Raw genomic sequence first — 15,065 nt, 5'->3', positions numbered from 1 at the left:
CCCCATGGCCTGGAGGCTCGAGCCTGGAGCCTGCTGGAGCGATTGCCCTGATGAAGCACCGGCGTCTGATGCGCACGATGTACGGACTTGCCCAGGATAGCTGGCAACTGTGAACCTCGGCAAGACAGACGCGCCGTCAGTCGACCTGGACGCCCTCGGCGAGTCCTGGCTCGACCACACGGAGGCCGTCGGCAGCCGCGAGTTCGCGGAGTTCTGCTGGAAATTCGCTGGTACCGAGGGCCAACACGGTCGGTCCCGCACCCGAGACGGTCGCCGGGATGCCCGCCGCGCGCAGCCGCTCGATCCACTGGGTGGTGAGCGGTAGCGCGGGGGCACGCTGGCCCTGATGCAGCCGGTCGGCCGTAGCAGGCATGAGGAGGTCGGGACGCTGGGTCAGCGCCACCACGGCCAGCGCGGCCCTGCTGACGTTGAAGGCGGCGTCGCCGTGCGGCACCGTCTCCGGCAGCAGCCCACGGGTGTGCGCGGTGGACGAGCGCACCTCGGGAATCAGCACCACCGGGCGCAGCGACGGGTGCGGGTCGAGCCGGACGGCGCGGTACACCCGGCCGTGCTCGGGGATCGCCGCGGCCGCTTCGGTCGTGTCGGCGGTGGTCTCGGTCCAGGACACCACGATCCCGCCGAGCACACTGGCCGCCGCGTTGTCGGGGTGACCTTCGAATTCCGAGGCCAGCTGCACCAATCGCTCGGCGTCGACGGCCAGTTCGGGGTCCAGCTTCGCGGCCAGCGCGCAGCCGGCGGCGAGACCGCCGACCACCGCGGAGGCCGAGGAGCCGAGACCTCGCGAATGCGGAATCACGTTGCGGCACACCACATCGAGGCCGTCGGCCCACACGCCCGCCGCCTCCAGGCCGCGCTCGATCGCGCGCACCACGAGATGCGAAGGGCCCCACGGCACGTCGTCGGCGCCCTCACCCTCGACCCGGATGGTCAGCCCGGAATCGGTGGTGCGCACCTCGATCTCGTCGTAGATGCCCAAAGCCATACCGAGCGAGTCGAATCCGGGACCGAGGTTGGCGCTCGACGCGGGCACCCGCGCCGTGACGGCGAGTCCGGCGGGCAGTGTCCGCGACATCAACTGGCTTTCGCGCGAACTCAACTCAGGCCAGCTCGAGTCGGGCGGCGACCGCGACCGGGTCGACCGCGATCGGCTGCACCTGCGGCATGCCGAGCAGCGCGGTGTCGGGGTCTTTCAAGCCGTTGCCTGTGACGGTGCAGACCACCGTCAGGCCCGCGTCCAGCCAGCCTTCCTTGCGCGCCGCGAGCACGCCGGCGACGCTGGCCGCCGACGCGGGCTCCACGAAGACGCCCTCCTTCGCGGCGACCAAGCGGTACGCCTCGAGGATCTCCTCGTCGGTGGCCGCGCGGAACGCGCCACCGGACTGCTCCTTGGCCTCCACCGCGCCGTTCCACGAGGCGGGTGCGCCGATGCGGATGGCGGTGGCGATGGTCTCCGGATCCTTCACCGGAGCGCCGTTGACCAGCGGGGCCGCGCCTGCCGCCTGCACGCCGAGCATGCGCGGCAGTCCGTTGGTGATGCCGTCGGCGTAGTACTCGCGGTAGCCGCGCCAGTACGCGGTGATGTTGCCCGCGTTGCCCACCGGCAGCGCGTGCACGTCGGGCGCCTTGCCGAGCACGTCGCAGATCTCGAAAGACGCGGTCTTCTGGCCCTCGATGCGGGCCGGGTTCACCGAGTTCACCAGGCCGACGGCCGGGAAGTCCGCGGTGACCTTGCGCGCCAGCTCGAGACAGTCGTCGAAGTTGCCCTCGACCTGGATGATCTGCGCGCCGAGCATGACGGCCTGGGCCAGCTTGCCCATCGCGATCTTGCCCTGCGGGATCAGCACCGCGCAGCTCATGCCCGCCCGGGTGGCGTACGCCGCGGCCGATGCCGAGGTGTTGCCGGTGGACGCGCAGAGCACCGCCTTCTGGCCGCGGTACTTGGCGTCGGTCATGGCCATGGTCATGCCACGGTCCTTGAACGAGCCGGTCGGATTGGCGCCCTCGACCTTGAGGTACACCTCGCAGCCGGTCAGCTCGGACAGATACGGCGCGGGCACCAGGGGGGTGCCGCCCTCGAACAGCGTGACCGGCTCCCAGTCGGCCGCACCCGCGAGCCGATCACGGTAGGCCGCGATCAGACCCGGCCAGCGGGAGTGCACTCCTGCCTGCGGGGCGACGCCAATGGTACTCATTCCTCGGTGCCTTCCAATCTCAAAACGCTGGTCACTGATGTGACGGATGCCATCTCCGCGAGGGCGGCGACGGTGTCCGCGAGCGCCGACTCCACGGCGTGGTGGGTCACCACGACCAGGCGAGCGCCCTCGCCGTGCCCTTCCTGACGGACGGTCGAGATGCTCACCCCATGCTTGGCGAATTCGCCCGCCACCTTGGCCAGGACGCCGGGGACGTCTTCGACCTGCAGGTTCACGTGGTAACGGGTGGGCGTATCGCCGATCGGCGCGATCGGTAGCTCAGCATAAACCGATTCGCCCGGCGCGCGGCCACCGAAGAACTTGTTCCGTGCGGCCATCACCACGTCGCCCAGCACCGCGGAGGCGGTCGGGGCGCCGCCCGCGCCCTGGCCGTAGAACATCAGCCTGCCCGCGTTCTCGGCCTCGACGACCACGGCGTTGAAAGCGCCGCTGACCGCGGCCAGCGGGTGCCTGCGCGGGATCAGCGCCGGGTAGACCCGCACCGAGACGCGCTCCTTGCCGCCCTCGGCGGGGCTCGGCTCGCCCGGGCCCGCGTCGACGCGCTCGCAGATTGCCAGCAGCTTGACCGTGCAGTTCAGCGCGGACGCGGTCTCCAGGTCCTCCGCGGTGATCTTCGAGATGCCCTCGCGGTACACGTCGGCCGCGGTCACGCGGGTGTGGAACGCGAGAGAGGCGAGGATCGCCGCCTTGGCCGCGGCGTCGTAGCCCTCCACGTCGGCGGTCGGATCGGCTTCCGCGTAGCCGAGGCGGGTGGCCTCGGCGAGGGTCGCGGAGTAGTCGGCGCCGGTCTCGTCCATGGCCGAGAGGATGAAGTTCGTGGTGCCGTTGACGATGCCGACCACGCGGTTCACCCGGTCGCCGGACAGCGACTGGATCAGCGGACGGACCACCGGGATGGCGCCCGCGACGGCGGCCTCGAAGTACAGGTCGGCGCGGTTGCGTTCGGCGGCGGCGGCGAGTTCGCCGGTGTAGTCGGCCAGCAGCGCCTTGTTCGCGGTCACCACGGATTTGCCCGCGTTCAGCGCGGCCAGGATGAGGCGGCGCGCGGGATCGATGCCGCCGATGACCTCGACGACCAGATCGACATCGGGCCGGGCGACCAACGCGTCGGCGTCGGTGGTCAGCAGTTCGGCGGGCAGGCCGCGATCCTTGTCCAGGCTGCGCACCGCGACGCCGCGAAGCACGACCGGCGCGCCGACCCGCGAGTGCAGGTCGTCGGCGTGATCCCGCAGAATCCGCACGACCTCGGTGCCGACATTGCCCATGCCGAGGACCGCGACGCCGATCGGGCGATCGGTCCCCCAGATGCTGTTCTTGGCTACTTCGGTCATGCCTCAACCTCCAGACTCAGCAGATCCGCCACCGTTTCCCGGCGCAGCACCAGTCGCGGCTGACCGTCGCGGACGGCGACGACCGCCGGACGGGTCAACTGGTTGTATCGACTGGACATCGAATAGCAATACGCGCCGGTCGCGGCCACCGCCACCAGGTCGCCAGGACCGACGTCGGCGGGCATCCAGGTGTCGCGAATGACGATGTCCCCGCTCTCGCAGTGCTTCCCGACGACGCGCGCGACCACCGGCTGCGCGTCCGAGGAGCGCGAGACCAGGCGGCAGTCGTAGTCGGCCTGGTAGAGCGCGGGACGGATGTTGTCGCTCATGCCGCCGTCGACGCTCACGTAGCGGCGGCGCAGGCCGGCGTCCAGCGAGACGTCCTTGGTGGTGCCGACCTCGTACAGGGTGACGGTGCCCGGTCCGGCGATGGCGCGGCCCGGCTCGACGGCGATGATCGGCTCGGGCAGACCCGCGCGGGCCGCCTCTTCGGCGACCAGGCGGCGCAGGTTCGCCGCGAACGCGCCGAGCGGCGGCGGGTCGTCGTTGGGCAGGTACGAAATACCCAGTCCGCCACCGAGATCCAGCGTCGAGATCTGCGCGGTGCGTTCCACGCCGAACTTGTCGATGGCCTCGCGCAGCAGGCCGAGCATCCGGCGCGCGGCGATCTCGAACCCGTCGATCTCGAAGATCTGCGAGCCGATATGCGAGTGCAGGCCGACCAGCCGGAGGTTGTCGGCCTCGAAGACGCGCGCCAGCGCCTCCATGGCGTCGCCGCCCGCGATCGAGAAGCCGAACTTCTGATCCTCGTGCGCGGTCGAAATGTATTCGTGCGTATGGGCTTCCACGCCGACGGTGACGCGGACCAGCACGTCCTGCACCACACCGGCGCGCCCGGCGACCGCTTCGAGGCGGTCGATCTCGATCAGCGAGTCGACCACCACGTGGCCGACGCCGGCCTGCACCGCGGCTTCCAACTCGGTGACGGATTTGTTGTTGCCGTGCAACGCGATTCGCTCGGCGGGGAAACCCGCGTGCAGCGCGATGGCGAGCTCGCCGCCGGAGCACACGTCCAGCGAGAGCCCCTCGTCACGGATCCAGCGCGCGATCTCGCCGCAGAGGAATGCCTTGGACGCGTAGTGCACCCGCGCGTTGGGACCGAAGGCCTGCACCATGTCGCGGCAGCGGGAGCGGAAATCGTCCTCGTCCACCACGAACAGCGGGGTGCCGAACTGCGCGGCCAGGTCGTGCACCGGCACGCCCGCCAAATGCACCACGCCGTCGGCGTCGCGGGAGGCGTTGCGCGGCCACACGTTCGCGGGCAGGTCGATCATCTGCTTCGGGTCGCCGGGGCGCTCCGGCAGGTTGGGGGCGTGCGGAATCTCGGCGTGGCGTGGACCGGCGGGGTGCGCGCTCATAGTTGTTCCTTCCTTGCCGCACGCGCCGAGCACGTGGACGAATACGACCTCTTCGACTCGACTTGCTCGCGCACTACATACGCTCCGGTGCGCTGACACCGAGCAGGCCGAGGCCGTTGGCCAGCACCTGGCGGGTGGCCTTCACCAGTTCGAGCCGGGCGGACTTGAGCGGCGTGACCGGCTCGTCGCCCTTCGGCAGCACCCGCATGTCGTCGTCGGACTGGAACGGGTGGTAGGCACCGGCCAGTTCCTCCAGGTAGCGCACGACGCGGTGCGGCTCCCGCACCTCGGCGGCCGTCGCGACGACTCGCGGGTACTCGCCGAGGGTGCGGATCAGCTCGCCCTCGCGGTCGGAGGTCATCAGACCGAAATCCGGTGCCACCGAAGCGAAGTCGAACGCGGCCGAGTTGTCGATGATACGGCTGGAGCGGGCGTGCGCGTATTGCACGTAGTAGATCGGGTTCTCGTTGTTCTGCTTGGTCCACAGGTCCAGATCGATGTCGATGCTGGAGTTCACCGAGGACCGCACCAGCGAGTAGCGCGCCGCGTCGACACCGATCGCCTCGACCAGGTCGTCGAGCGTCACCACGGTGCCCGCCCGCTTGCTCATGCGCACGGCCGCACCGTCTTTCACCAGATTCACCATCTGGCCGATCAGCACCTCGACGGTGTTCGGATCGTCGCCGAACGCCGCGGCGGCGGCCTTCAAACGGCCGATGTAGCCGTGATGGTCGGCGCCGAGCATGTAGATGCACAGATCGAAGCCGCGGCCGCGCTTGTCGTGGAAGTAGGCGATGTCACCGGCGATGTAGGCGGACTTGCCGTCGCTCTTGATGACCACGCGGTCCTTGTCGTCGCCGTACTCGGAGCTGGCGATCCACCATGCCCCGTCCTTCTCGTACAGCTTGCCGGCGGACTTGAGCTCCTCGACCGCCTTGTCGACCGCGCCCGAGGCGAACAGCGAGCTCTCGTTGAAGTAGACGTCGAAGTCGGTGCCGAACTCGTGCAGCGTCTCCTTGATGTGCGCGAACATCAGCTCGACACCCTCGCGGCGGAACAGCTCGTGCCGCTCGCCCTCGGGCAGCTCGGCCGCGCCCGGATTGTCGGCGACGACCCGCGCGGCGATCTCGCCGATGTAGGCGCCCGCGTACCCGTCCTCCGGGGTCGGCGCGCCGGTGGCGGCGGCGACCAGCGAGTTGGCGAACCGGTCGATCTGCGCGCCGTGGTCGTTGAAGTAGTACTCACGGGTGACGTCGGCGCCCTGCGCGGCGAGGATGCGGCCGAGCGCGTCGCCGACCGAGGCCCAGCGGGTGCCGCCGAGGTGAATCGGTCCGGTCGGGTTCGCCGAGACGAACTCCAGGTTGACCCGGGTGCCCGCGAGCGCGTCGGCGGTGCCGAAGGACGCGCCCGCCGCGAGCACCTTCTGCACGATCGCGCCCTGCGCGGCGGCGGCGAGCCGGATGTTCAGGAAGCCGGGACCGGCGACCTCCGCTGAAGACACACCCTCGGCGGCGCTCAGCGCGTCGGCCAGCCAGGTGGCCAGCTCGCGGGGATTCGTTCCGGCCTTCTTGGCCACCTGCATGGCCACGTTCGTGGCATAGTCACCGTGTTCCGGATTGCGAGGACGCTCCACATTGACCTCGTCGGGCAGGACCGCAGGGTCCAGTCCACGTTCGACAAGCACCTTCGCCGCGGTGGAGCGAAGGAGATCTGCAAGGTCAGCTGGAGTCACGAGTCTCTATCCTATGGTCTGGGCAGGTGTACGCCGTCGGGCGGGCACCGCCCCGGATCTGTCCGTAACGAACAGCACAGCGGTTCATCACATCGAGAGAGCAACGAGCAATGCCGAGTAGCAACAGCGCCTCGAAGTCGGCCAAGGCCGTCCGAGCCGCGGGGAAGGTGTCGCCTTCCCGCAAGGGCGGCGGCGGCAAGGGCCAGCTTCCGAAGAAACGCCAGATCCCGTGGTTGGCCGTCGGCGCGGCCGCAGTAATCATCGCATTGATCGGTGCCCTCGCCTACAGCCTGGTCCCCAAATACCGCGAACAGGCCGAGCTGGACAAGTACACGCCCAGCGCGCAGAAGAAGGATCCCTCGGATCAGATCGCCGGCGTGGTGAAGAAGGACTACGCGCAGGGCGCGGGCAAGCACGTCGACCCGACGCAGCGGGTGGCCTACGACCAGAAGCCGCCCTTCGGCGGACCGCACGATCAGGCGTGGGCCGACTGCACCGGCGTCGTCTACGCCAAGCCGATCCGCACCGAGAATGCGGTGCACTCGCTCGAGCACGGCGCCGTGTGGATCGCCTACAACCCCGACAAGGTGGATTCCGCGGGCATCGACACGCTGAAGAAGAAGGTCGAAGGCAAGCAGTACACGCTGATGTCGCCCTACCCGGGACTGGACAGCGCGATCTCGCTGCAATCCTGGGGCCATCAGCTGAAGCTGGACAGCCCTGAGGACAAGCGGATCAACCAGTTCCTCACCGCGCTGCGGCAGAACCAGTACACCTACCCCGAGGTCGGCGCGGCCTGCTCCAACCCGTACTTCGACAGGGAGAACCCGGAGCCGTTCGACCCCGCGCCGCCCGGGCCGGACGCGGTGCCGATGGACGGTACCGGCATCCCGACCGATCAGGCCGAGCTCGGCGGCGGACTGCCTCCCGGGATCCCGGGTCTGCCCGGTATCCCCGGTGTTCCCGGTCTGCCCGGCGCCCCCGGCATGCCTGGCTTGCCCGGTGCGCCGGCCGAGCCGACGGCGGCACCCTAGATGCAGGCCGAAGCCGATATCGAGACCGAATCCGGCACGGAGAACGGCTTCAAGGCGCAAGTGCGCAGGCAAGGAGTCGCGCTGCTGATCCTCGGCGCGCTCGGCGCCATCCTGCTCGGATTCGCCATCGGGACGCTGGTCCGCCTTCCCCTGGACGGCGGCTCCGGCGAACCCGACCCCACCGCGGTCGACGTCGGCTTCGCCCAGGACATGTCCGCGCACCACGCGCAGGCCGTCGAGATGGCGGGCATCGCCCTGCTGCGCTCCACCGACAACGATGTGCGCAGGCTGGCCTACGACATCATGACCACCCAGCAGAACCAGGTCGGCCGGATGCAGGGCTGGCTGCAACTGTGGAACAAGCCCGCGCAGGGCACCGACGGTTTCATGGGGTGGATGAGCGAGCAAGGCTCCGAACACGGACACGGCGGCGGGCACCAGACGTCCGGGTCGATGGCGAGCATGCCCGGCATGGCCACCCAAGAGGAGCTCGCGGCGCTGCGCCAGGCCCCCGCAGCGGAGGCCGACACCATCTTCTTGCGCCTCATGCTGCGCCACCACCAGGGCGGCATGCCGATGATGGAGTACGCGGCGAAGCACGCCGCGACCACGGCCGTCCGCACCCTCGCCGCCAGCATGGCCGAAACGCAGCAGGCCGAATCCCGCCTGCTCACCACCATGCTCACCGCCCGCGGCGGCGCCCCGCTCCCCCTCAACTGACCCGGCGTCGGGCCGGCCCGGACGAAAGCCCCCGGCCCGACGCCCTTTTTGGCGTCCAGCGCACGATGCGATACGCTTGCCCCGCCCGATCGGACCAACCGGCCCGACCGAGATCTATCCCGCCCTCGTAGCTCAGGGGATAGAGCGTCTGCCTCCGGAGCAGAAGGCCGCAGGTTCGAATCCTGCCGAGGGCACTCCACTCGCAGCAGGCCCATGCCCACAAAAGGCGTGGGCCTTGCTCGTTTCGTAGTGTTTTGTGGGGGTGCAACCCCCACGCCCCGCCCGGCGGGGTTCGCCCCCGGACCCCCTTGTCGCGGGCTGGTTTTGTGGGGATGTTCCGAATCGCATCAGATCTTGTGGGGGTGCGACCCCCACACGCCGCCCGGCGGGCTTCGCCCCCGGACCCCCTCGTCGCGGGCTGGTTTTGTGGGGATGTTCCGAATCGCATCAGATCTTGTGGGGGTGCGACCCCCACACGCCGCCCGGCGAGCTTCGCCCCCCGGGACCCCATGGGGCGGGCTGGGTTTTGTGGGGATGTTCCGAATCGCAGCAAGTCTTGTGGGGGTGCGACCCCACACGCCGGCTGGCCTGCTACACGGAAACTCTCTACTCGTGTAGGTCTCCGTGCAGTCTTGATACCATGCAGTCATCACGCGAGTGATGTCGAGAGGTGGAGACCGCCCCGCAAAGACGGCCTCCACCGGGTGGGTTAGCTAGCCCGCACTCGGCGGACCAAGGCGAGCGCCCCGGCGGTCACGGCAGCAATGATCAAGCAGATGCCGTAATCGACCGGGGCCTCTTGCTTCCTCCGGCGATGTTTCGCCATCCCCACCACCTCCTCTCTGGGCGGGTGTCTGGACCATGTCCACCGCCCCTCGACAGGAGGTGGCAGAACCTTACTCCAACGCTCTGACCAGACCCTTTGCGTCACAGCGGGTTACACGCAGAGGTAACCGGCGCAGATAATCGTGCCGTCGTCGGCTCGGTGAACGGCTGATGGGCATCGCGCTCGATCTTTGGCAAGATGGCCCGGTGCGTTCTGTATTGCGGGTGGGGGCCCTTGTGGCTGCGATGATCGCCCTGAGTTCTTGTTATCCCGATGATGTTCCGACTTCGGTATCGACGACGACTTCGGCGGCGCCGACCAGTGTCCTTACGCCGGATCAGCTGCGTCACCAAGGCGCTCTGGCGGAGGGGACGCGGATGGCCGATGTGCTTGCGCTGCCGACGGATATCGATCCGGATGTCACTGTGTACGGGCGGGCTGGGGTGCTGACTTCGGCGATGCTGCTGGTGATGGCGGGGCACAACGATGCGATCAAGGCGGCGGCCGATGACAACGGGCTGTTGACCGGGTTCATCACGCATCGCACCAACGGGGATCGGGAGCGGCGAAAGGACTTGACGCACGGCGTGATGCGTTTCCCGGATGCCGCGGCGGCGAGCAAGGCGGCCGAGGATCTCGCGGACGGCTCGGTGAACTATCGCGGTCTGCTGGAGTCGCAATCCCGCACGCCCGCACCGCTGCCCGGCGCGCCGGAGGCGCAATTCAGTCACAAGGAAGAACGGGGGCGCGTCGAGGGCATGGCCTTCACCGCTGTTCGAGAGTATGTGATCTACACGTCGGTGCGGACCGGAACCCGTGACGAGCTGGAGCGAATCATGCTGCGCGCACTGGAATTACAGCGTCCGCTGCTCGATGACTTCCGTCCGACACCGCCCGCCGACTATCCCGAGCTGCCGTACGACCCCGAGGGCGTCTTCGCCCTCACCGTCGGCGACGGCGACGCGCAGCAGGGCGCGTATCGCCTACGCGGCGCGCTGCTTTTCGCGCAAGACCAACCGCGGGCGGCGACCGTGTTCCGCGAGGTCGGGCTGAATGCCATGGCCAACAAGGGAACCACGGTCTATCGCACCGACGACGCCGCCGGAGCCCAGCGCCTGAGCGCGGCCCTCGGCGAGATGCAGCCCGCGTACCAGCCCGCGTCGGCGCCGACCGGTATCCCGTCCGCGTCTTGCCTTTCCAGGCCGGAAGGCGGCGCCAATTCGTGGTTCTGCCTGGTCACCGCGGGCCGGTTCGTCGGCGAGATCTGGGCGAAGACCCAGGACGACGCGCACCGGCTGGTCGAGCAGCAGCACCAGGCGCTGCGCAGCGCGAAGTAGGCCGGATCGCGGTAACAATTTTGCCGTAACCTCGCGATCATGAGCTGCTGCGGACCCTCGCGCCGGACTTTGCTCGGCGCGATCGCCTCCGCGGCACTGCTTTCCGCGCTGCCCGCGAGTCGCGCTCGGGCACAGCGCGTTTCACTGGTCGCGACGGATCTGGAAGTCGTCACCGTCACCGACCGCTCGGTGGTGCTCACCTGGACCACCGTCGCGCCCGACGGGTCGGGACGCCCGACCCCGGTCCCCTCCGACGCCGAAGTTCGGCTCGGCCCAGCCGATTCGCCGCGCCCGCCGGTCCCTGTCTTCGCCGCTCCCGATCGAACGCCGTTCCACTACGCCGAGATCGGCGGACTGGAACCGGGCCGCCGCTACCGATTCGAGGCGTGGTCGCAGGGCGTGCGGGCGACGCCCGCGCTCTCGCTCACCACGCTGTCGCCCGGGACACCGGAAACCACCGGCGAATTCACCACCTTGGTGCCGCCGCCCGGCCGACTGGTGCGCACCATCGCGCTGGCCAACGACGTGCACTACGGCGAGACGGTGAGCGGCTTGGTGGTCGGCGCGTTTCCGCCTGGCTTCCGCCAGCCGGCGGGTCTGCCGCCCTATCCCGAGGTCATGCTTTCCGCACTGCTCGGCGACCTGCGGGCCAGGAGCGTGAATCATCTTGTCGTCGCGGGAGATCTGACGAGCGAGGCGACGCCGGAGGAGTCACGCGCCGTCCGCGCCCGGCTCGACTCGTGGGGCGCGCTCGGCAGCGACTACCTGGTGTCGCGCGGCAATCACGATCGCCCGCACGTCGACTACCGGGGCTGCACGCACCTCGGCGAGCACCGCGACTGCTGGGGCGACAATTTCCTCGCCAGGCAGGAGTTGGCCGAGCACGAGGTCGGCGGCTTGCGGCTGCTCGGTGTGGACACCAGCGACCTCGACGGTGCGGGCGGCCGTATCGAACGACCCCAGTTCGCTCGCTTGGCCGAGGCGCTGCGCGCCGACCCGGACCGTCCGACCCTGGTCTTCGGCCACCACCCGGTGACCATCGAATCGGGACTCACCAACACCGCGGGCCCGGCCTTCGTCCTCGATGGCACCGACAGCGCCGAACTCCAGCACCTTTACGAGCGGGCGCCCGGAGTCTTCCTGCACCACAGCGGCCACACCCACCGCAATCGCCGTACCCGGCCGGACGCGAACATCGCGGTGGAATTCCTGGAGGTGGCCGCGGTGAAGGAGTATCCGGGCGGCTACAGCCTGCTCAGCGTGTACGAGGGCGGCTACATGGTGAACTTCTACAAGACACGCGCCGAGGACGCGCGGCGGTGGAGCAGCACCACCCGCGGCGAATACTTCGGCTTGCTGCCCGATTACACCCTCGGAACTTTCGCCGACCGTAACCACGTTGTCGCGCGGGATTTTTCCGGCCTGTCCTGAACTGACAAAAGCCCAGGGCGCAAACATCGACGGGGCCCCGGTCCGGCGGTGGCGCAACACCGAACCGAGGCCCCGACGACCGGCGCACCCATTCTTGCCTGGAGCGAGCGGCGGGAATTGAACCCGCGTAAACGGCTTTGCAGACCGTTGCCTCAACCACTCAGCCACGCCCGCCTCGCATTCGAGAATGCCGGTCCGGGCTCCCCGCGACCAGGCTTGGGCTCGAGCTGATTCAAAACCTCGCGGCGGCTCGGACGATGGAGACGACTCGATGCGGCCACGACTCGGGTCCGGATGACTCACATGCCGACATCGTCGGAACGTCGAGCGCGCGACGGGGAAAGGGCCACCGGGCATGCAATGATCGGGGAATGTCTCGGCCACGCCCGCTCCCAGTCGACCCGATCGAGGAGGCCCACCGCCAGTGGGTCGGCCACGGCTGGGGCGATGTCGCCGACGGGATGGCGGCGGTGACCTCGCTGGTCCGCGCCCAGCAAATCGTGATGGCCCGGGTGGACGACGCGCTGAAACCGACCGGCCTGACCTTCTCCCGGTACGAACTGCTCATGCTGCTGAGTTTCAGCAAGACCGGCGCGCTGCCGATGGCGAAGGCCAGCGCCCGGCTCCAGGTGCACCCGACCAGCGTCACCAACACCGTCGACCGACTGGAGGCGGCGCGCCTCGTCGAGCGGGTGCCGCATCCCAGCGACCGCCGCGCCACCCTCATCGAGATCACCGACGCCGGAAGGGAATTGGTCACCAAGGCCACGGAGGAGCTGAACGCGAAGGTGTTCGCCCATCCGGGTCTGCGGCCGGATCGGCTGCACCTGCTTTTGCAGTTGCTCGCGGAATTCCGGCACGCCGCGGGAGACTTCGACACCGGCGACGCGCCCGCCCGCTGGAACACCAGGGAACGCTGAACTCCACTCCGTACCTGGCGGTCTCATACACCACGGAATCGACCTCCGAGTAACAGTCCGGCATCCAAGTAGCGAATTCGCGGCGGCGTTGCCTTGGCAGCGGAGAAGAAAAGGTCCACCATGGATCCATGGTGCTGGTCTTGGGGGTATCGGCGGGCGCTGGTGGCGCGCGCGCGATGTTGACGCATTCCGATCAACCGCACCTTCCCCCGATCGATCGCTGCCATGTCCCGCGCCGCGCGGGCGCCGGTGTCGAGGAGGCGGTGTTCGAGGCGATCCGTGAGATGTGCCACTCGGCCCAGCAGCGCGACGAGCTGATCACCGGAACCGCGGTCACCTGTCGCTGCCCCTTGCACGCCGACGCCATCCGGTCCGCGGCGGGCCGCAGCAGGCTCACCATCGTCGACGAGCCGCTGGCCCAGCTGCGCTACCTGCGCTTCACCGGCAGCCTTCCGGACACCGGCACCGTGATCCTCTACGACCTCGGCAGCTCCGGGCTGACCGTCACGCACGCCGACTGCCGCACCGACGCCATCCTGTCCAGCAAACGCAGCACCGTACTCGGCGGCGACGGCTACGACGCGCTGCTGCGCTGGCAACTGGCCCGCGAAGGCGTGCTCACCGACCGGCTCACCAGCAGGCGGCACCGCGAGGCGCTCAGCAGCGCGCGGGTGGTCACCGCGACCGATCTCGGCTCCGGCGGGCGCGCCGTGGTGACCCGCAGCGATCTGGCCGAACTGTGCGCCGCGGGCATCCACCACTCCGCGTCGTTCGTCCGCCAGCTCATCGAGGAGACCGGGGTTCGGCCCGAGGCGCTCGTACTGCTCGGCGGCTGCACCCGAAGCCCGAGCGTGCGCGGCGAGTTGGCCGAACTGGTCGACCTGCCGCTGATCTACGACCCCGAGCCGGAATGCGTCTCGGCGCGCGGCGCGCTGCTGTTCGCCGCCGAACGCCCGTCCGGCGACGTGCGCATGGCGCGTCTGCGGACGGGCGCGGCCCTGCCGACGCTCGCCCCCGCGGGCGTCGGCCGCCGAAAGATCATCGCCGCCGTTGCGGTCACCGCGGCGCTCGGCGCGACCATCGCCGGTCTGCTCGCCGTGGAACGGAATTCGGCGGGGCCCCCGACCGGCGGGACCACGCCGACGCACATCGAACTGCGCACCACCCCGCAGCCGTCGGGCAACTGAGGCCGGAGCTCACCGCATCCCGTTGGCTAGCATGGCGCGAGAACCACAAGCGCACGACAACGGGGGTGTACACGTGGCATTCGCCGCCGCGAGAACCATGCTGACGACCGGATGGGGCGTGCTGACCGCGCACCGCGCGCTGGTCGCGTATCCGAGACGGTCGGCCGTCACCGGCGCGGTAGTGATGGGCGTCCCGTTCCTGTCCATCGGCGCCGACGTGATCGACGGGTCATCGGCCACGCCCTTGCTGCTGGTCGGCGCCTGCTATCTGCTGACGATGATCGTCACCACGTTCGGCAATGCCGCCCTCATCGCGCAGGCCGACATCGTGCTGCGCGGTGGATATCCGAGCGCGGGCAGGCGGGCGGCGCTCGCACGGTGGCCCGCGATTCTGATGTGGGCGCTCACGGCGGCGACGGTGCTGCCCGCGCTGCGGCTGGTCGAACACGACTTCCGCGACCTGCGGACGATGCGCGGCCGCCGTCCCGGCACCGCGTGGGCGGACGCGGCCGATCTGACGCTGCCGAAGATCGTGCTGGAGCACCGCAATCCGATTGCCGCACTGCGTGATTCACGGGCGGCGCTGGAACGCGGATGGGGATCCGACGTGGTGAGCAGCACGCGCCTCGGCATGCTGGGCTACACGCTGGTGCTGGTGGGCGGTTCGGTGTGCCCGCTGGTCGGCGCCGCGCTGGGCGCGCAGGCGCAGGCGCGGCTCGGCGTTCCGTACGGCACGGCGATCGGTCTGTGGCTCGGCCTGGCCGTCTTCATCGCCGCGCTGATCTTCGTCTCGGCCGCGACCGCCGTGTATCAGGCCGCGCTGTATCGCTACTCGGTCGACGGACGCACGCCGCCCGCGTTCGCCGCGGACCTCACGCGGTCGTTCCAGCCCTGA

General features: G+C 69.4%; 12 protein-coding genes and 2 tRNA genes. 8 read left to right on the top strand and 6 right to left on the bottom strand.

The features are described 5' to 3' along the window. Positions 1–136: 136 nt before the first annotated feature. From thrB to argS, 5 genes are all read right to left on the bottom strand, one after another. Positions 137–1,093, bottom strand: coding sequence for a homoserine kinase (gene thrB / locus ACRWNM_RS34075; protein WP_431972281.1), 957 nt, complete (start codon positions 1,091–1,093; stop codon positions 137–139). A 25-nt stretch (positions 1,094–1,118) separates the two neighbouring features. Further along, on the bottom strand, positions 1,119–2,213 hold the full coding sequence (gene thrC / locus ACRWNM_RS34070; RefSeq protein ID WP_431972280.1) for a threonine synthase: 1,095 nt from the start codon (positions 2,211–2,213) through the stop codon (positions 1,119–1,121). Continuing rightward, positions 2,210–3,565 (bottom strand): homoserine dehydrogenase, encoded by a 1,356-nt coding sequence (locus ACRWNM_RS34065; protein WP_431972279.1) that lies wholly within the window; start codon positions 3,563–3,565, stop codon positions 2,210–2,212. Before ACRWNM_RS34065 ends, thrC begins: the two co-directional genes overlap by 4 nt. Continuing rightward, positions 3,562–4,983, bottom strand: a complete 1,422-nt coding sequence (lysA, locus tag ACRWNM_RS34060; RefSeq protein WP_431972278.1) for a diaminopimelate decarboxylase — start codon at positions 4,981–4,983, stop codon at positions 3,562–3,564. The genes ACRWNM_RS34065 and lysA overlap by 4 nt, the downstream gene beginning before the upstream one ends. Positions 4,984–5,056: 73 nt before the next feature. Then, on the bottom strand, positions 5,057–6,715 hold the full coding sequence (gene argS / locus ACRWNM_RS34055; protein ID WP_431972277.1) for an arginine--tRNA ligase: 1,659 nt from the start codon (positions 6,713–6,715) through the stop codon (positions 5,057–5,059). 110 nt (positions 6,716–6,825) lie between these two features. Between argS and ACRWNM_RS34050 the strand changes: the two genes are divergently transcribed. From ACRWNM_RS34050 to ACRWNM_RS34030, 5 genes are all read left to right on the top strand, one after another. Next, positions 6,826–7,749, top strand: a complete 924-nt coding sequence (locus ACRWNM_RS34050) for a DUF3105 domain-containing protein (protein ID WP_431972276.1) — start codon at positions 6,826–6,828, stop codon at positions 7,747–7,749. Continuing rightward, entirely contained in the window at positions 7,750–8,469 is a 720-nt protein-coding gene (locus ACRWNM_RS34045; protein WP_431972275.1) for a DUF305 domain-containing protein, read from the top strand. A gap of 121 nt (positions 8,470–8,590) precedes the next feature. Beyond that, positions 8,591–8,663, top strand: a tRNA-Arg gene (locus tag ACRWNM_RS34040). 802 nt (positions 8,664–9,465) lie between these two features. Then, positions 9,466–10,632: a DUF7373 family lipoprotein gene (locus tag ACRWNM_RS34035; RefSeq protein WP_431972274.1), complete on the top strand. Its 1,167-nt coding sequence runs from the start codon at positions 9,466–9,468 to the stop codon at positions 10,630–10,632. Between the two features lie 39 nt (positions 10,633–10,671). Continuing rightward, on the top strand, positions 10,672–12,063 hold the full coding sequence (locus ACRWNM_RS34030) for a phosphohydrolase (RefSeq protein ID WP_431972273.1): 1,392 nt from the start codon (positions 10,672–10,674) through the stop codon (positions 12,061–12,063). Between the two features lie 99 nt (positions 12,064–12,162). On the opposite strand, the gene ACRWNM_RS34025 is transcribed toward ACRWNM_RS34030, so the two are convergent. Beyond that, positions 12,163–12,237: transfer RNA gene (locus ACRWNM_RS34025), tRNA-Cys, on the bottom strand. 197 nt (positions 12,238–12,434) lie between these two features. Between ACRWNM_RS34025 and ACRWNM_RS34020 the strand changes: the two genes are divergently transcribed. From ACRWNM_RS34020 to ACRWNM_RS34010, 3 genes are all read left to right on the top strand, one after another. Beyond that, entirely contained in the window at positions 12,435–12,983 is a 549-nt protein-coding gene (locus tag ACRWNM_RS34020; RefSeq protein WP_431972272.1) for a MarR family winged helix-turn-helix transcriptional regulator, read from the top strand. Positions 12,984–13,111: 128 nt separating this feature from the next. Further along, positions 13,112–14,170 carry a hypothetical protein gene (locus ACRWNM_RS34015; RefSeq protein WP_431972271.1) on the top strand — a complete coding sequence of 353 codons (1,059 nt, stop codon included), beginning with the start codon at positions 13,112–13,114 and terminating at the stop codon, positions 14,168–14,170. Positions 14,171–14,243: 73 nt separating this feature from the next. Beyond that, a complete protein-coding gene (locus ACRWNM_RS34010; protein ID WP_431972270.1) occupies positions 14,244–15,065 on the top strand; it encodes a DUF6159 family protein in 822 nt (273 codons plus the stop codon).

Origin of the sequence: Nocardia sp. bgisy134 (assembly GCF_965341865.1) — a bacterium.
Lineage (GTDB): Bacteria > Actinomycetota > Actinomycetes > Mycobacteriales > Mycobacteriaceae > Nocardia.
The sequence above is the reverse complement of the archived record's forward strand: the minus strand, read 5'-3'. Positions and strand labels throughout refer to the sequence as shown.